Below are 18,547 nucleotides of genomic sequence, written 5' to 3' on the forward strand. Positions count from 1 at the left end.
TGACATTGTTTAACATACAATTTATAATTCTATACAAGATAATTTAAGGGGGCGGACTATTATGAGTAAACAAGTTTATCCTGTTAACCAGTTAAGAGTATTCATCAATACGATTAACGACCTTTCTGCTGATATCCTGCTTCAAGAAGCTCTTGATGACTTCAACGCTAAACTTTACGAAGAAAAGATTGAAGAATCACTGGTTGAAAAAGATGAAGAAAAGTTTAACACTTACACTGCTTTGTTAAGAGAGATTACCGAAGATGAGAATTAAAAATAATCTTATATACAAAAAGAGCTGACTTTACTTAGTAAATATATACATAGTAAAGTCAGCTCATTTTATTTATACTGCGAGATTTAAAAACTCTTCTCTTGTGATTCTGCCCAGATAATGGCTGATATCCACATCTTTCAGTGCATTATCGATCGCTTCATAGCTGTGCTCCGTACCAACGAGTCTTTCTTCAATGTCCACAACTTCTCCGACTCCGAAGAAATCACCGAATATTTTTGCATGTTCGATTCTGCCTTTACTCACTTCGAATCTGAGGTCCAGCAGGCCGGCGGGAAATTTATGTGAAACGCTGAAGTTATACTTCGGATTTCTGCCGTAGTTCCATTCCCATGTCTGATACTTTTCTTCAGATAGCTTATCAATCTCTTTCCAGTCAGCATCAGTCAGCTTGTATTCTTCTATCTCTTCCAATGACCCGAAGATTTTGATCAATATACGCCGTTTGAATTCCTCAATATCAATTTTCTCATCCAAAAAGTCGTTGATGTTGCCGACTCTTGCACTGACTGATTTGATACCTTTGGATTCTATTTTTTTAGGATTCACTTTTAATGCATTCTGTACTTCACCGATATCACTGTCCAGCATCACCGTTCCATGGGAGAACATTCTTCCTCTTTGTGTGAACATCGCATTGCCGGATACTTTTTTGCCGTCCACTTCAATGTCGTTTCTGCCTGACAGTGCTGCATTGACACCCATCTCCTGAAGTGCATCCACTATTGGCTGTGTGAAGCGTTTGAAGTTATGGAAACTGTCCCCGTCGTCTTCAGTGATGAAGCTGAAATTCAAGTTGCCTTCATCATGATAGACAGCACCGCCCCCTGATACACGACGGACCACTTTAATACCGTGTTCGCGGATATATGGTTCATTGATCTCTTCAATCGTATTCTGATTTTTACCTATGATGATGGACGGCTGATTTACGTAAAATAAAAAATATGAATCATCTGTCGGAATTTCTCTTAACACGTATTCCTCCATCGCTAAATTCACCATGGGATCTGTAATATTATTGTTGGATATGAACTTCAAAGTGTGACCTCCTAGAAATATGATTTGATACCATTATATATTAATCAACTGTAATTACTATCGATTCTGAAGAATTTTATCTGCAGTTTCTTTAGCACCTTTAACACAGTCTGGCAGTCCGACTGCATAGTGGGATGCTCCGATCAGATGTATACCTGGATAAGTTTCTTCCATATAATTTTGAATGCCGTCAATCATCTCTTTATGGCCAACGTTATAGTTAGGCATGGAGTTTTTAAGCTTGGTAACAATCTGAAGCTCAGGTTCACCTTTGATTTCCATTATTTTGTTCAAATCTTTCAAAGCAAGTCTTACGATATCATCTTCTGATTTCTCTTCGACGACAAAGTCGCCCGGTCTGCCGACATATGCTCTAAGAAGCACTTTGCCTTCCGGCGTGGAATGTTTCCACTTCTTATTCGTCCATGTACAGGCTGTAATCGCCGTATCCATATTGCGGCTGACGACAAAGCCTGTGCCGTCAATATCATTTATAACCTGACTTTTATCGAAGCCCATGACGACGGTAGCCACACTGGTTGCCGGCATATGTTTGAAGTACTCCAGTTCTTTATCATCAAACCAGCGCTTATATTGAAAATGCGGTGTTGTAATGATGATTTCATCATATGTCTTCCCGACACCGTTCACAGTCACTTTGTAACCATCTTCTGATTTTTCAATATTTTGGACATCACTGTTTAAATTCAAGTTTACATTTTGCAACTCGACTTTTTCCTGCAGCTTCTCTATGAATGAAATCAATCCGTTTTTAAATTGGAAGAACTGCCCTACTTTTTTCGTTTTGCTTTTAGGCGGTTTTGATTTCATCATTCCTTTAATCAGACTGCCGAACTTTTCTTCCTGGTGTTTGAAATTTGGATATGTCGACATCAGACTCAGACTGTCGATTGGTGTACTGTAAACACCGGACAATAGAGGTTCAATCAAGTTTTCCAATACTTCATCACCAAGTCTGTTCCTAAAGAAATATCCCGCAGAAATATCAGTATAAAGCGGCATCTTTTTCTTCGTCAGATCAAGCAGCGCACGTAATTTACCCATTGGTGAAATCAGGCTCGTCGTTAAAAACGGTTTGATTTCTGTCGGTACACCAAGCATGGTGCCAGGCGGCACCGCATGCAGCTTATGATTTGCATAAATATATGCCTGACCTGTCTCATTTCTGACCAGATCCTGCTCCATTCCGATATCTTTCGCCAGATCCGTCAGAGCTTCCTTGCGGCTTAAATAAGATTCAGGGCCAAGTTCAATCACATATCCGTCTTTACGGTATGTGTTGATCTTTCCACCGGCGTGACCTGACTTTTCATATAAGTCAACTTCGATATCCTGATTATTTTCAGTTAAATAATAACTCGCAGAAAGGCCCGTAATCCCGGCGCCGATTATTGCTACTTTTGTCATTTTAACCCTTCTTTACTAAAGTAACTCAAGCTGATTGATCATCGCCTGGATAAATCTATTATCAGTGTTCGGCATAGTCGGTCTGTGGTAGGACGCACCCACCTCATCGCAGACGACTTTGCACTCATAGTCGTTATCATAGAGAACTTCAAGATGTTCACATACAAACCCGAGCGGCAGATAGATAAAGTGTTTGAAACCATGTTCGTCATACAGGTCACGTGTCAGATCCTGAACGTCCGGTCCGAGCCACGGGTCCGGCGTATTGCCTTCAGACTGCCACCCCACAAATACATTTTGAAGATTTGCCTGCTCTTTTATCAACTGAGCCGTCTCCTCAAGCTGACCAGGATATGGATCATTCTGCTCTTTTATTTTCTCGGGCAAACTGTGGGCACTGACGATGATTGCCGTATCTTTGTGCTCAGCCTCATCGATTTCACCCAGTGAAGATTTGACTGCCTCTGTCCAGAAATCTAAAAATGGCTGTTCTTTATAAAAAGATTCCACTGATTTTATAGAAATGCCGTACTTCTCGCACTCTTCTTTCGCACGCTGGTTATAGGTACCGACGGAGAAGTTTGAGTAATGCGGTGTCAGTACAACTGTCTCCACTTCTTTAATGCCGTCTTCAGCCATCTGTTTTACTGCATCTTCTATAAATGGATCGATATGTTTTAAACCGAGGTAAAGTTGATATTCATCTTCGGATGCAGAATTATATTGTTGTAATAATGCTTCTGCCTGCCTTTTTGTGGTGTCAGCAAGCGGTGAAATGCCGCCGATGGCTTCGTAGCGGTCCTTCAGGTCCTGAAGCGCCTCTTCTGCCGGCGGTCTGCCATGTCTGATATGAGTGTAATACGGCTCTATATCTTCCTCTTTATATGGCGTTCCATAAGCCATCACTAATAATCCTTTTTTCTGTGCCATTTAAAATCACAATCCTTTACTGTAGTTATGAACAAATTCTGTCAGTTTTTTAAGTGTATCCGGATTTACTTCAGGGAACACGCCGTGCCCCAGGTTGAATATATGACCGGTGCGGTTTCCTTGAGTGACGATCTCTTTCGCTTTTGCTTCGATGATATCCCACTCAGTCAGAAGTAAGGCCGGTTCCAGGTTGCCCTGCAGTGCTTTAGTCACACCGCTTTGCCTTGCTTCGTCGATTGACATTCTCCAGTCCAGCCCGATGACGTCCACATCTAAAGTATTCCACTCGGGAACAAGATGTGATGCACCGATACCAAAGATGATTACTGGTACACCTTTAGATTTTACATGATTTACAATTCTGTTGATATAAGGAGAGATGCTCTCATGGTAGACGCCTTTGCTTAAAGCTCCGCCCCAGGAGTCGAATATCTGAATGATCCCCGCTCCGGAATCAACTTGTGCATTCAAATAAGTGATACTCATATCAGTCAGTTTATCCATTAACTTATGCCATGTTTCAGGTTCGTTGTACATCATCTGTTTCGTTCTATGGTAATTTTTTGAAGGTCCGCCTTCTATCATGTAGCTGGCGACCGTGAATGGCGCTCCGCAAAAGCCGATCAACGGCACATTGAGTTTTTCTTTTGTTAAAATTTCAATCGTTTTATATATATAGTCCAGATCTTTATACGGGTCCAGTTCACCGAGTTTTTCGACATCTTTGATATCTCTGATCGGATTATGGATGACCGGTCCCACTCCGGCTTTTATTTCAACATCAATACCTATTGGTGCAAGCGGTGTAATGATGTCTTTGAATAGAACAGCTGCATCGACATTGTAATTTTCTACAGGTGTCGCTGTTAGATATGCAGTCAGCTCAGGCTGTTTTGTAATTTCTATCAAAGAATATTTTTCTTTGACTTCACGGTATTCTGGTTGACTTCGGCCCACCTGCCTCATAAACCATACCGGCGTATGCGCCGTCTTTTCACCTTTTGCCGCTCGAATTATAGTATCATTAAACAATTCAGAACCCTCCGTCTCATAATTTCCCATACCATTTTATCATACCTTACTTTTATGACCATAACGAAAGAAATAATGACAAAAATTCGATATATTTATAGCTGTAAGTTTATCCATATGAACAAACAGGTATAGAGTATCAAGACACTATGAGAGGTGAACATAATGATTTTATACATTACGACTGGAACAGTCAGATATTTATCGACTTTACAGGACAGACATCCGGATTTGATGTTGAGCGCGATCGGTCAGGATGCAATATTATACCGGGAAGGCGAAGAAGAAAATCCGGTTTTCGATTCCGCTTCCGAGTACGATATCTCATATCAATATGGAGAACTGAATCAGGAAAACGCAGTTTCGGTTTATTACGTTCCAGTTTCGGGAAGTGGCGAAGCATCCATTCTCGGCCATTTTTCGGATTTGAATCAGAAGCTTCAAAATGTAAAAGGCTTGACCGCTTATCGCATTGGGCGTGCACTTCATAAAGATTCATATATCATCTTTACACAATGGGCAGACAGTTCGACTATTTCAGATTTTAAAGATACTGATACCTACAAAAACTTTCTCGCACCTGATGCTCTGAAGAAATTCAGGGATATAGGGTCTGTATTCCACAGCTCCATATCATCGAAAACTTATTTACCGAAAGAAGAAAATGAGGAAAAAATTGAAGAATTGCCTGAAGAAGAAAGAGAAGACTACTGAGTGGACTAATCACTCAGCAGTCTTTCTTTTTTGTATACATTTTTACTGAAATAACTGTTCAGAAGATAACCCCATAGTGGGAAAATGACAGAAATAAAAAAGTATGCAGGATGTAATGATATGAATATTGCAGCAAGTGCCAATGAGATAATCAATATGACTTTATGAGAGAACTTGATGTAACTTTCATGTATATACTCTCTTTTCACCGGCCAGATTTTCGGCCAGAGCAGGTATGCCTGTGCCGTATATAACTGGGACATCTGCAGCACTATGATGTAAAGTGCAAATAGAATGATGATTACAGACAAAATCAGCTGGTCCACCCATATCATCGCAACTGAAAATATTAACAGCAGTCGGAGTATGATCATCGGCAGATCGTTGTCTCTTAAGAACGTCCTTTTAAATAAATACTCATACATATGACCTTTATTAAATTTGTCGGGCTTTGGCTGTTTCAGCAATGGATCGAGGTATTTCCTTCTTTTATATTGTTTGGATATGTGATGGACATTTGTAAACATTGAAACATATTGATAATACTTCTGCTTTAATATCGCTTCGTAGTTGACGATTGCCGTCCAATCGAGATTGTTATACTGCTTTTTATTAATCCAGTAATATAGACCGTAAATCAGAACAAGTCCTGCGGCAGCAAGAAATGGGCTTTGTAATAAAAGCATCAGAGACATGAAGTGTACAATGATCAGCATGCCGATGACTGTATTTTGAGAGACCGGCGAGTTGATTGCGTTTCTTCTGATCATAAATGCCATGATATAGAGGATGATTGCCATTACAGCGAACGTGCCCATTTCCAAAATTGAATGCCCGACATTCAGAAGCAGTAAACCAATGACAAGTCCTACAATAGGAAAGCCGATATTCAGCCAGAATGAATACTGGCTGGTATATGAAAAATATTTTTTCATATTCTTTTCATACGGTGGTAAAAACAGTACATCCGCTTCTTTCATTAACGAGCGGTATTTCGGTAAAAGTAATACACTCATGATCAATGCAGCAATCAGGTCAAGATAAATCGACGGTTCCATTGTTGAAAGAATCCCTAATAATGAGTACAGGAACGCACCTGCTGCGATTGTTAAAAAGATTAGAAAATGACTGTTGAAAATATATTTCCCATAATAACTTCTTATTTTAATATCATCTTCAATTCTGTTCTTATACAGAGGTGCTTTCATGTGAACCTGCGCCTCCAGTCAGCGATAAGTACAAATCATCCAGGGATGCATCAGGCATATCCATCTTTTGACGCAGTTCCTCTATCGTCCCGGACACGGCTACTCTGCCGTTATCCAAAATGACATAGCGGTTACAATAACGCTCAGCTGTGGATAAAATATGTGTACTCATTAAAATCGAACGGTTTTTATTTCTTTCTTCAACCATCAATTCGATCAATGACTCTATGCCGAGCGGATCCAGTCCGAGGAATGGCTCGTCTATAATGTAAAGATCCGGCTCTGCGATGAATGCACAGATCAACATTACCTTCTGCTTCATTCCTTTGGAAAAATGCGTGGGGAACATGCTGACTTTATCGTCCAGCCTGAAGATTTTGAGCAGTTTTTCTGCACGCTCCCATGCGGCCGATTCTTCCAGGCCGTATGCCATGGCTGTCATGTTGATATGCTCTTTCAATGTCAGTTCTTCATACAAAATCGGAGATTCAGGTATATATGCCAGATCTCTTCTGTACTTTTCAGCATCTTCATCTATTTGGGTATCATTTACTTCAATACTCCCCTTATGAGGGTTCAGCAGGCCTAATATATGTTTGATCGTCGTACTCTTGCCCGATCCGTTCAAACCGATCAAACCCACGATCTCGCCTCTTTTGATATCAAATTTGATATCATGTATCACTGCGGTCTTTGAATAGCCGCCCGTTAAATTATCTATATTCAGAACCATATTCGACTTCCTTTAATTTAAATAAAATTATTTGTATACTAATACTACGTTACAATATATCATAATAAAACTATGGAGGTACAATGAATGACTAAAACAATTTTCGAGAAGATTATTGATCGTGAAATACCTGCAAATATCGTTTATGAAGATAATGAAGTACTTGCTTTTATGGATGCCTTTCCCCTTTCAAAAGGACACACTCTCGTAATTCCTAAAAGACCTATCGAAAACATTTATGAATTGGATGACGAAACAGGTGCCAAAGTGATGTCAGCTGTCACGAAAATATCCAAAGCACTGCGTGATGCATTTAATCCGAAGGGATTGAACGTTGTACAAAATAATGGTTCTTATGCATCCCAGTCTGTCTTTCATTTACATTTCCACATCATTCCAAGATATGATGACGAGTATGATGGTTTCAATTATAAGTGGAATCCTGTATCGGAACCGGGATCAGATGATGAACGTTTAGAAATAGAAAATAATATTAAATCTAAACTCGATGAGTAATCTCCATTCTTAATGGGTAATGATTTATATATACTTGCTAAAGGACGTGTCGTAAATGAAGTTTAAAAATATTGCGGTCGGTTTTGCAGTTGGTGTAACCGGCGGCATGCTGGTCTCATTACTGAATGCGCCAAAATCAGGATCCGAACTGCAGCAGTCGCTGAAGAGCGAATCCGGCAACTTTAAATCACAGATGAACCAGCTGAAAGTCGAAGCTGGTGAAGTCAAATCATCATTTTTAAAAACCAAACATGAATCACAGGAAGTATTCTCAAGCCTGGGTGATGAAATCAAAACTATGATCAATAACTTCCAGGCGGATATCAATCCAAACATCGAAAATATACAGGGCCATATTGAAAATGTTTCCAATCGTGGCGAAGAAATCAGCAAAGATGTAGATAACATGATAAACAGAAAGAAAAAATAATATTGGAATATTTAAGCAGCGGGACACTTTACTATTTGTGTTCCGCTATTTTTTTATGATATATTAGCTCTTGTATGATGACTAAAGGAGAAGTGTTTATGAAGAAAAAATTGATGCCTGTAGTAATCGGGCTTGGTCTTCTCGGACTCGCCGGCTGCGGTAATGGTGAAGAAGGAAGTTCAGAGGATGGAAATGGCTCTGGAGAAACAGAGTTCGGTGAAGTTTTAGCAACAAGTGACGCAGGAGACGTGACTGTTGATGATGTATTAAATAATCTCGGTACGACACAAGTCGCAAACCAGACATTCCAATTAACTTTGGATCAGGTTCTGCAGGATAAATACAGTGACGAAGTCGACCCGGCTGAAATTGAGGAAGAAGTAGACGCTGAAATTGAACAGTATGGCGGCGAAGAGCAGTTTGAGATGATGATGTCCCAGCAACAACCGGGAATGACTGCAGATAAATACAAACAACAACGTATTGCAAGTACATATCACAATCTTTTCTTCACAGAAAAATTTGATATCTCAGATGAAGAAGCATTGGAAGGCACTGTTGAAGGCTCACATATACTAATCGCAGTAGATGAAGAAGATGAAGATGGTCTATCAGAAGAGGAAGCTTTGGAAAAAGCTGAAGGACTTATTTCAGATATTGAAGACGGTGCTGAATTTACTGACGTAGCTGCCGAAGAATCAGATGACGGCAGTGCTTCAAATGGAGGTTCATTAGGCCTTGTGACTGAAGGACAGATGGTCGAAGAATTTGAAACAGCATTGTTTGATCTCGAACAGGGTGAAATGACAAGCGTACCTGTAAAATCAGAGTTCGGTTACCACATCATCCAAAGAGGCGATGAAGAAGATATAGACGAAGAATTAGAACAAGTCAAAAGCCAGCTGGTAAACCAGAAAGTTCAGGAAAACCCGGACGAGGTATTGACGTTCTATCAGGATTTACTCGAAGAATATAACGTCTCATTTGAAAACGAGGAAATCGAAACTTACATCCAGGATACATTCCTGGCATCTGAAGAAGAATCAGATGAAGGTTCTGAAGAACAACCAGCTGAAGATGAAGAATCATCAGAAGAAAATTCTGACGAGGAAACAACTGAAGAAGACGCTGGTTCAGAATCAGACGAAGAATCAACTGAAGAATAATTTAATAAATACATGAGAGGACTTGTATATTTGTACAAGTCTTTTTATTTTGATACAGATAGTATACATCTGTAAGTGTTATTCATAAGCTTCATTTGAAATCTATACATCCTTACGAAATCTCAATCCATATTCGTAAACTTCATTTGAAATCTATACATCCTTACGAAATCTCAAGCCGTCTTCGTAAACTTCACTCGAAATCTACGTACCCTTACGAAATCTCAAGTCGTATTCGTAAGCTTTCCTAGAAATCTATACATCCTTACGAATAAAATCAATCTTTAAAATATTTTTCAATCTTCTGTCATTTGCTGTTATAATTATAAATATAGGCTGACCTATGCTCTTTTCTGTCTTTGGTCATTAATTTCAAAGTCATTATTGTAAGCGTTTCCATATATAAAGATAAGGGGGTTTTTATAATGAAAGTAGGAAACCGTTTAACTGTGTACATTGTCATTGGTCTAATCGCGGGTATTATCGTTGGTTCAATTTTCAGTCCCATGGCGGACCAAACGTGGGTGCAATGGATTGACCAGTTCATTTTTAATGTCGTCGGTCAAATTTTTCTCAACTTGATTTTCATGGTTGTTGTGCCGGTAGTATTCATTTCCATAGTACTTGGTGTCGTGGGTGTCGGGGATCCGAAAACTCTGGGGAGTCTGGGTATTAAAACGATTGCATTTTACTTAACAACCACAGCCATAGCAATCACGATAGCGATTATTATCGCATTAGTCCTGCAGCCTGGTGAGGGCCAGGCAGAACTGCTCGATTCATCGGAAGTTGAAGAATATCGTGAAACAGAACTCGGCGGCGACACGGGAGAAGCCATTGATCAGACGTTTGACCAGACGATTATCAATCTGATTCCGTCCAACGTCATAGAAGCAATGGGCACTGCCAACATGCTGCAGATCATCGCCTTTGCCATCTTCATCGGTATTGCCCTGATTGCGGTGCAGGATAAAGCAAAAAATGTCATAAGATTATTCGAAGAAGCAAATGATGTCATCATGTGGATCGTTCTTGCCATCATGAAATATTTTGCACCGATTGGCGCATTCGGGCTTGTAGCCACAGCATTTACACAGGCCGGTTTTGGCGCGATTCAACAGCTCGGCATGTACTTTGTCTGTGTGCTCCTCGGCCTTTTCATTCACCTTTTGTTCATTTACGGATCGGTCATCAAGTTTATTGCAAAGAAACCTTTCATCTGGTTCATCAAAGGCTTCGCACCAGCCATGGGCGTTGCGTTCAGTACGTCTTCATCAAGTGCGACACTTCCCGTCTCCATGGAGACAGCGCAAAATAACCTGAATGTAAGAAAAAGTGTCTCAAGTTTCGTGCAGCCGCTTGGCGCGACGGTCAACATGGATGGTACAGCAATCATGCAAGGTGTGGCAACAGTCTTTATCGCCCAGCTGACAGGCGTTGATCTGACGATCATGCAGATGGTGACTGTCGTCATTATCGCAACGATTGCGAGTATCGGTACAGCTGGTGTCCCGGGTGTGGGTCTCGTCATGCTTGCGATGGTACTTACCGCCGTGGGCCTGGATCCGGCAGCAATCGGTATCATTCTGGGTATCGACCGCCTGCTGGATATGACACGTACTGCCGTTAATATTACGGGTGATGCTGCCATTGCAGTAGTACTCAATGAACAGCAGATACGAAAAGAGGAGAAAGAGAAAACAGCCGGACAGTCATAATATCATTTACAAAATAAAACGCCTGGTCCTGTAATTTAGGGCCGGGCGTTTTATTTCAATCTTTAAAAGCTTTCTGGCTTAAACAGGTTTCTGTTTTCCAGAGGGAATATTCTGTCTGTGAACATTCCTTTGTCGGTATTATCCAGATGCTTATCCATCATCATCATTCTTGCATCGATGTTATCAATAAAATGCAGAATTTCAGCTTCTTTCAGCATCGGCACTTTCGGAGAACCATATTCAAGTTTTCCATGATGTGAAAGCACCAGGTGTTTAAGAAGCATGACTTCTTCACCTTCAATGTCCAATTCTGCTGCAATCATTGAAATCTCCTCTACCGCTATGACGATATGGCCGATCAGATTACCTTCAGTTGTATAAGTTGTTCCGATCGGACCGGAAAGCTCTTTAACTTTTCCGATGTCATGCAGAATGATGCCACTGTACAACAGACTTCTGTTTAGTGACGGGTAGATGTCACACAGTGCTTCGGCTGTTCTCAGCATATAGTGCACGTGGTAAGCGAGACCAGAAACAAAGTCATGGTGGTTGGTCATCGCAGCCGGATAAGTCAGGAACTCTGTTTTGTATTTGGAGAGCAGCTTTCGTACAATGCGCTGCATTGCCCCATTTTCAATTTTAAGAGTGTAATCCATAATGCTTTCAAACAACGTGTCTTCATCAATCGGCGCTTTTTCAACAAAATCTTTTGCATTCAGACCATCCTGCTCTGTCGCCAGGCGGTACATTGCAATTTTCATCTGTTTTTTATTGCGGTAATCGATGACATCACCTTTGACTTTTATCAGTGCTTCTGGCAGGAGCACCTGCATATCTTGTTTAGAAACAGTCCAGAGTTTTGCCTCAATCTCTCCTGAACGGTCCTGAAGGTATAACGTCATATAAGGTTTCCCCTGTTGTGTTACACCTTGCTGGCTCCTCTTGATCAAATAAAATGTTTCAACACTGTCCCCTGCTTTAAGGTTTGCAATATTCGACACTAGTTTCACCTCTATTTAACTTTCTCTTTTAATCTGATCGTCTGGTTGGATGGTATAGAAGTGTCCAGGTTACAAGTGAAATAGAGTACCTGGTCTTTCACTTCACTTCTTAAATAATCCATGATTATCTTCTTGCGTTCTTTATCAAAGTGAACAAATGCATCGTCGATGATGAGCGGCAGTTTGTAGTAGCCCTGCAGTGCTTTGATCAGGCTCAGTCTCAAGCTGATGTAAAGCATTTCCTTAGTCGATTGTGACAGCTCCAATGGGTGGAAGACCTGGCCGTTTGAATGTTTGACGGTAATGCCGTCATCATCATAGATTACATTGATATATCTTCCTTTAGTCACAAATTGGAATATGCTTCTCGCCTCTTCAATGACGATAGGCAGCCGTTCATCTTTAATCGCTTTGATATGTGTTTCAATCAGCAGACGGATATAGTTGAGTGACAGGTAATCTTCTGACAGGCCTTGGATCAGGCTCTTTTTCATCTCATACTGATGATTGAGTTCACTAAGCTTGCCGTCACTTTCCAATATATTGATTTCCTGGTTGATTTCAGCAAGAATTTTCTGTTCATCCTGCACCATTTCATTGAAATGTTCAACCTGCTTATTGATGCCTTCCTCTTCTTCTTTCAAATCAGCGAGCATCAATGAGGCCAGATCATTTCTGAGATCATAATCAAACAACTCTTCATCCAGTTTATCACTCAGATTTTTAAACCGATTTAAATTATTCTGATATTCTTCAAATTTACGTGCATGGTAATAGTACTCTTCTTCATCATCAGCATCGACATAAGCGAAAAGCTCATCGATTTCCTTACTGGAAGAACTTACCCGTTCTTCCATGACACTGATTTCATTTTCCAACAGTTTGATCTGTTCATCAAGCTGTTTCCTATTTGAGATGTTTTCATTGTACTCTGTAAGTTTCTGATTCACCTCATAAAATATTGATGCGTCATAATAAGTGATGCCCAGTTTCCTGACATCGTCCTTCACTTCACGTTTAAAGTCCTGCAGACTTCTAATGATATTATCTTTTTCAACATTGTGTCTCATAATCTGATTACGTTTTTGTTTAATATCGCGAATAGTATGGATCGCATCGACGATATACTTATTTTCAATGTCAGGATTGATTTTTAATTTCTGTTTCACATCGAATAAATCAGTGTTTAAACGATCATGATTCGTTTCCTTAATCGCTAAAGTTTCCTTCAGCTCCTCAATCTTAACATTGAAAGAAATGCGTTTCGATTTTTGTGTGCGTAAATCCATCTTTAAATCTCTTGCATCATTCAAATCGAAATTAACATCGTTTTCACTTTTGATCGTTTCTATCTCATCTTTCAATTCTTCGACTTCATGTTCGTAGTCGCTCTTAAGATTTTCCTCTTCTTCTCTGTTCGTCAGCAGGATGAATATTGATGCAACAAGAGCGATTCCCACAAAGACAGCACCCAGTGTAAATTCAGCGTTGACCAGATAGAGCACACCGATGATGACCGTGATGATGCTTATGCCCAATATTAAAAAGGTCTGATTGCGTTTCGTACGATTACGCTGTCTTTTTTCACGCTCATACTCCTTTTCAATCAGCTGGTACATCTTCCCTTTTTCTTTGAGTTCGATTTCTTTATCCAAAACTTCTTTTTTCACTCTGATCCTCGAGTCACTGATCTGGGCATCTTCAAGATCTGCAATCTCCTGATCGAGCTGTCTGATATCAGACTTTATATGATCAATTTCCCGAACAAGATATTGTTCTTCCAGGGTGACCTCATCAAGTTTGGCAAGGAGAGACTGTACAGATTCACGGATGATGTTGGAATCATCCACTTCCATATGCTCCTGCTGCCAGCCGATATCCTTTTGAAGCAATTCAATTTCATCTTCAAGATTTTCAATGGCATTCTTCAAGCGGTCGATTTCCAGATTCTTCTGCTTAATTTCCGGTTCCCTTGTTTTGAGAGCTTCCAAATATTCAATGTTTCTCTCATCAGGGAGTTCAACCTGATTGATTTCATGCTTCAGAACCTTCAACTTCTCAAGCCTGAGACCTATATCTTTTTTCGCCTGGTCATAACTGTTCTTTAAACTCTCATACCTCTCTATCCCTTGTTCAGGAAATACTAAAGGCTCGACGTTCAATACGCCTTCAAGAGTTTTCCAGTCTTTTATATCTTTATGATACATGATTTCTTTAATTTTCTGTTTGCGGACGGTATCCAGCTGATTCAATGCATCTCTTTTCGCATTGATGCTCTCTTCGTATTTCAGCTGCTCGGTTGTCAGATAGTTGTAGTTCGCCTCTTCTGCTTCCAGCTTGCGGATCTTTTCATTGATCTCCTGAAGCTGTACCAGCTCCTGGTTGATTTCAGGATTGATGCCGTTCTTTTTATACAGGTTTTTCAGTTCCTGATCGATAGCCGACAGCATCTCATCGTATTCATGCGAACCAAGCGCCCCTGCTCTGAGCAGATACTCCTGGAGCTTGTCTTCGGTCATGTTTTTATGAATGTCCTGCAGACCGAGAACATCGAAAGAAAATATCGAACGGTACGTCCGCTTGTCGATATAGTTCAATTTTCTGACCAGCCAGTCGGAACTTCTGGATGTGCCGTCATTCAGATAGATTTTCACATCACCCTGGACTCTGTTGCCTTTGACCCTTTCTATTTCGACAGGCCCCTCACCGTCTTCGAAATCGACGACAAGCTTCCCGCCGTACATATTATGCATTCTCGGTTCACGTCTCGGCTCCTGCTCCTTCCGCGTAGGAAAACCGAAAAGAACGGAATGGATGAATGACTGCATTGTTGACTTGCCCGCTTCGTTCTCGCCGAATATCTGAACGAAAGGTGTCGAAGTTTTTAACTCGGTTTCAGCAATCTTCCCGTAGCCATATATATTCAATGATAAAATTTTCATCTTTTCACTACTTCCTCATTAACATTTTCAAGCGTTCTTCCCCGAGACTTAAGTAATCTTCTTTTTTTAGTTCCTGCATCGGCGGCAGGTGACGGTTGATTTTAGGATCCATATACATCGTATTCAACGCTTCTTTGAAGATTTCTTCATTATCAGAGTAACTTGCCTTAATATCGTTTAAAATCGCTGTCTGATTTTGATTCAAGTAGTTGATGGACAGATTATCAATCCAAATGAAATTCTTTACATCCTGTTCATCTTCGTGCAGCAGTTCCAGCAGCTCTTTATAATCCACTTCGGAGAGCTCATCATCTCCCTCATGATTGATGGTCAGCTGAATGATTTTCTTGCCCGCTTCACGCAGACGTTCTTTGAATTCTACAATCTGCTGGTAAATGTCCTGTTTGTTCAGTGTCTTCATCTCAAGTTCATATTCGGCAAATGTGATTTCATGAGACTTTACGAATGATGTACTTAAATAAACATCATCTCCTTCAACAAGCAGAAAACCCTTATCTCCATATTCATTTTTGTGTCTGCCCTGAATGTTTCCCGGGTAGTGGATCGGCGGCAGATCGGAAAGTTGTTCTCTGACATGAATGTGTCCGAGTGCCCAGTAGTGATACAGCTTACTGTTCAGCGTTTCCAGATTGAACTCGGTATACCGGGCCTGATTATATTGTGTTTTAGAATACGTTCCATGCAATATGCCGATGTGTATGCCCTCATTCAGATGATTGACCGGGTAGTCATCCAGCTTATTTTCATATGAATCATCCATGAAATAACTGAATCCATGTAAAAAGATGCGTTCTCCTTTTTGGCTTACGCTTTCAAATGTCTCCACATTCTCTTTGAACACACTCACGTTGTCCGGCCATTTGGATTTGACATTCTCACTTAGGGGATCATGGTTTCCATGAATCATATAGACAAAGATGCCATTATCTTTCAAGCGCTCAAAACCTTTCTTTAAAAAGGTCTCGGCTTTCAAAGTACGGTTTTCCCTGTCAAAAACATCCCCCGCTATGATGATGAAATCCACTTGTTCCTCGATGGCCTTATCAAACATTCTTGTTACACTTTTATATGTACTTGATGTCAGTTCTTCAAAAATATTATGTGGCATTTTCGTTCGGGATTTGAACGGACTGTCCAAATGTAAATCCGCACTATGTATAAATTTGACCACAAATCTCACCCACTTTATATATTCAATATATACAATCATTATAACAAATATAAAAACAAAAGAGGTCTAATAATAGACCTCTTCAAAGATTAATTTTCGTTATTGATTCCGTATAACTCTTCAATTGGTTTCATGATGACACGATTTAAATCTTGAATTAGCTGACTCATGTTCTGCTCAGCTTCCATCAGTGCTTTAATATTTTCATCATCTTCAATTTCAGCTGCAGAACTTTGTGCTTTCTGAACATCTTCTTCCAGGATTTCTTCACCCTGCATCTGCTTTTGCTGAAGCTCCATCTGGACCTGTCTGAACTCTTCAAAAAGTGCCTTTGATTCAGGATTGCTGTTCACTTTAGCATAAAGGTCTTTCATGCTGTTGAATTCATCTGATTCTCTTAATGCACTTTCGAGTGCATTGGCTTGATCGTATACATTTACTGACATCATAAAACTCCTTATTTTGTGATGTTTCTACTGTACCATACAATAATAATTTATAACAACACTACAACTATACCTTGGAACAGACCGATTATCGCACCTAATATGAATCCGAGGAGAGTGATCATTCTGAACTCCTTGTTCGCAACATCCATCACAAGATTTTCAATATGATCCAGCTGGAAACTGTCAATCTGTTTCTTGATCACTTCTGCAAGCTGCAGCTTATCCATGATCCTGCCCATATTGTAGGCAAGATAATCGATCGTGTTGTCTTTCAGTCTGTACTTGCCGCGCTCCTTGAATGAAGTGAAGAGTGCTTCGTTAAATTCCACGATGGGTTTATTCAGCAGTCCACGTATATTGATCCGTTCCTGCATCACGCTGCCGATGCTGAAGACGAGATCATCTTTATCACTTTCAGATAGAAATTCGTTTATAGATTTGCCTTTTAATTTATCATACTCCTCGACGATGAAACGCTCCACTATACTGAACATTTTGGGATGGTTCAGCAATTTCACCAGTTCTTTTTGAATATTGAGTGCAATATTCTCTTTTGTCATGAAGTATTTTATCGATTTTGCCATTCTGCCTCTTTTTTCAATGAATTCATCTGTCATGGTATAGAGGTCATCGAAACCTTTATCAGACATGATATAATCTTCAACTTTCTGAATGATCTGCGGCTGTATCTGCAGCACTTTCCTATCTATTGTATGCATCGCATCCGCTGGTATTAAATTTTCAACTTTAGATACATACAGCTTTTCGCCTTCTTCAGCAATCTTTTTACTTACTTCATTATTGAAGCCGTCTATGACTTTTTCAGAAAGTCCCTCATGCAGACGTTCAAGAAAATATCCGATACTCAGTTTCTCGCTCTCGACGGTGTCTATCTGCTTATCAATAAAGCTCATGATGAAGCGGTCTGTCTCGGGACTTTTCACTTTATCAATGAACACATCCGGTGTGAGAAGATGACCCGTGATGATCCTGCCGAGCTTGGTCGAAGCTTCGCTGCGCCGGGAAGGAATCACACCAGGTGTAAAAGGCAGTTTAATGCCGAATAGATATTGCGCTTCATAAGGTCTGAACAGCATTTTAATGGCGAGCATGTTTGTAAAACCCGCAATCAAAGAGCCGGTGACAATCATAAATATAATTAAACCTGCAGAATTCATTAACTCCCTCCTCGTATAAAGCTCCCAGTAAATAATACCATATATGTATTGATTTTATAGATAAAAAAGAGCAAAGCATCCATCGCTTTGCTCTTCTATATAAAATTTATACAGGCTGTAATTCCACTTGTTTGCTAAAGAACGTTCTGATTTCGCGCTCGATATAAGATGCATGGACCGGCTGATTCTGGTCATTCATCACTCTGTATATTTTGTTGCCTTTGTTAAACTGAAGTGCATATCCACTTCTCGTTTCAAGCGTTTCCCAGTATACCTTTTCGCTGTCATAAAGTGGATATACACAATGACCTCTTGAGATTACCTGAGCCAGTTCCAGCGGATCGCCGGAAAAAGTATTAGTCAATACTTCACTGTTTCTGAATAGTGCACATAAAGAAATACAAGTGGTCCAGTTTGGCAGGATACGCTCCTTTTCAATTTGAACTAAAGTTTTCTTTGACAATCCTATAGTATGGCTCATCGAATCCTGAGTGTACCCGGCTTCGGTACGTACCATCTTGAATTTAGACTGTAGAGTCTCTATAAAAGCCTGCTTATCCATTAAATAACACCC

At 40.2% G+C, this 18,547-nt stretch carries 18 protein-coding genes; 6 read left to right on the forward strand and 12 right to left on the reverse strand.

Annotation, left to right across the window (positions count from 1 at the left end; genetic code table 11):
- The first annotated feature begins 61 nt into the window (after positions 1–61).
- Positions 62–274 carry a hypothetical protein gene (locus tag ACY8DT_RS01095; RefSeq protein ID WP_462421124.1) on the forward strand — a complete coding sequence of 71 codons (213 nt, stop codon included), beginning with the start codon at positions 62–64 and terminating at the stop codon, positions 272–274.
- A 72-nt stretch (positions 275–346) separates the two neighbouring features.
- On the opposite strand, the gene lplA is transcribed toward ACY8DT_RS01095, so the two are convergent.
- The 4 genes from lplA to hemE are packed head-to-tail and all read right to left on the reverse strand — an operon-like array spanning position 347 to position 4,756.
- The gene (lplA, locus tag ACY8DT_RS01100; protein WP_462421125.1) at positions 347–1,336 is read right to left on the reverse strand and encodes a lipoate--protein ligase; all 990 of its coding nucleotides are present in this window, start codon (positions 1,334–1,336) and stop codon (positions 347–349) included.
- 57 nt (positions 1,337–1,393) lie between these two features.
- Positions 1,394–2,764, reverse strand: coding sequence for a protoporphyrinogen oxidase (gene hemY, locus ACY8DT_RS01105; protein ID WP_462421126.1), 1,371 nt, complete (start codon positions 2,762–2,764; stop codon positions 1,394–1,396).
- A gap of 15 nt (positions 2,765–2,779) precedes the next feature.
- Positions 2,780–3,694, reverse strand: a complete 915-nt coding sequence (hemH, locus tag ACY8DT_RS01110; RefSeq protein WP_462421127.1) for a ferrochelatase — start codon at positions 3,692–3,694, stop codon at positions 2,780–2,782.
- 6 nt (positions 3,695–3,700) lie between these two features.
- Positions 3,701–4,756, reverse strand: coding sequence for a uroporphyrinogen decarboxylase (gene hemE / locus ACY8DT_RS01115; protein WP_462421128.1), 1,056 nt, complete (start codon positions 4,754–4,756; stop codon positions 3,701–3,703).
- Between the two features lie 135 nt (positions 4,757–4,891).
- Here hemE and ACY8DT_RS01120 point away from each other — a divergent pair, with 135 nt between their 5' ends.
- Positions 4,892–5,440 carry a hypothetical protein gene (locus ACY8DT_RS01120; protein WP_462421129.1) on the forward strand — a complete coding sequence of 183 codons (549 nt, stop codon included), beginning with the start codon at positions 4,892–4,894 and terminating at the stop codon, positions 5,438–5,440.
- A 5-nt stretch (positions 5,441–5,445) separates the two neighbouring features.
- Here ACY8DT_RS01120 and ACY8DT_RS01125 read toward each other — a convergent pair whose 3' ends face one another.
- Both ACY8DT_RS01125 and ACY8DT_RS01130 read right to left on the reverse strand, forming a co-directional pair.
- Positions 5,446–6,648: an ABC transporter permease gene (locus tag ACY8DT_RS01125; protein ID WP_462421130.1), complete on the reverse strand. Its 1,203-nt coding sequence runs from the start codon at positions 6,646–6,648 to the stop codon at positions 5,446–5,448.
- Entirely contained in the window at positions 6,629–7,381 is a 753-nt protein-coding gene (locus ACY8DT_RS01130) for an ABC transporter ATP-binding protein (RefSeq protein WP_462421131.1), read from the reverse strand. The genes ACY8DT_RS01125 and ACY8DT_RS01130 overlap by 20 nt, the downstream gene beginning before the upstream one ends.
- Before the next feature lie 87 nt (positions 7,382–7,468).
- Between ACY8DT_RS01130 and ACY8DT_RS01135 the strand changes: the two genes are divergently transcribed.
- The 4 genes from ACY8DT_RS01135 to ACY8DT_RS01150 all read left to right on the forward strand — a co-directional run bounded on the left by ACY8DT_RS01135 (position 7,469) and on the right by ACY8DT_RS01150 (position 11,211).
- A complete protein-coding gene (locus ACY8DT_RS01135) occupies positions 7,469–7,897 on the forward strand; it encodes an HIT family protein (protein WP_462421132.1) in 429 nt (142 codons plus the stop codon).
- A 55-nt stretch (positions 7,898–7,952) separates the two neighbouring features.
- Entirely contained in the window at positions 7,953–8,327 is a 375-nt protein-coding gene (locus ACY8DT_RS01140) for a YtxH domain-containing protein (RefSeq protein WP_462421133.1), read from the forward strand.
- Positions 8,328–8,425: 98 nt separating this feature from the next.
- Positions 8,426–9,493 (forward strand): peptidylprolyl isomerase, encoded by a 1,068-nt coding sequence (locus tag ACY8DT_RS01145; protein WP_462421134.1) that lies wholly within the window; start codon positions 8,426–8,428, stop codon positions 9,491–9,493.
- 425 nt (positions 9,494–9,918) lie between these two features.
- Positions 9,919–11,211, forward strand: a complete 1,293-nt coding sequence (locus ACY8DT_RS01150) for a dicarboxylate/amino acid:cation symporter (protein ID WP_462421135.1) — start codon at positions 9,919–9,921, stop codon at positions 11,209–11,211.
- Positions 11,212–11,273: 62 nt separating this feature from the next.
- Here the strand turns inward: ACY8DT_RS01150 and yhaM are convergent, their stop codons facing one another.
- From yhaM to ACY8DT_RS01180, 6 genes are all read right to left on the reverse strand, one after another.
- Positions 11,274–12,212, reverse strand: coding sequence for a 3'-5' exoribonuclease YhaM (gene yhaM / locus ACY8DT_RS01155; RefSeq protein WP_462421136.1), 939 nt, complete (start codon positions 12,210–12,212; stop codon positions 11,274–11,276).
- An 11-nt stretch (positions 12,213–12,223) separates the two neighbouring features.
- Entirely contained in the window at positions 12,224–15,154 is a 2,931-nt protein-coding gene (locus tag ACY8DT_RS01160; protein ID WP_462421137.1) for an ATP-binding protein, read from the reverse strand.
- A 7-nt stretch (positions 15,155–15,161) separates the two neighbouring features.
- On the reverse strand, positions 15,162–16,346 hold the full coding sequence (locus ACY8DT_RS01165; protein ID WP_462421138.1) for a metallophosphoesterase family protein: 1,185 nt from the start codon (positions 16,344–16,346) through the stop codon (positions 15,162–15,164).
- An 89-nt stretch (positions 16,347–16,435) separates the two neighbouring features.
- Positions 16,436–16,792 (reverse strand): YlbF/YmcA family competence regulator, encoded by a 357-nt coding sequence (locus ACY8DT_RS01170; protein WP_462421139.1) that lies wholly within the window; start codon positions 16,790–16,792, stop codon positions 16,436–16,438.
- 50 nt (positions 16,793–16,842) lie between these two features.
- Positions 16,843–17,973, reverse strand: a complete 1,131-nt coding sequence (locus tag ACY8DT_RS01175; RefSeq protein WP_462421140.1) for a DUF445 family protein — start codon at positions 17,971–17,973, stop codon at positions 16,843–16,845.
- Positions 17,974–18,079: 106 nt separating this feature from the next.
- Positions 18,080–18,535 carry a helix-turn-helix transcriptional regulator gene (locus ACY8DT_RS01180; RefSeq protein WP_462421141.1) on the reverse strand — a complete coding sequence of 152 codons (456 nt, stop codon included), beginning with the start codon at positions 18,533–18,535 and terminating at the stop codon, positions 18,080–18,082.
- Positions 18,536–18,547 lie beyond the last annotated feature (12 nt).

The sequence above is a fragment of the Salinicoccus sp. Marseille-QA3875 genome (assembly GCF_054950095.1).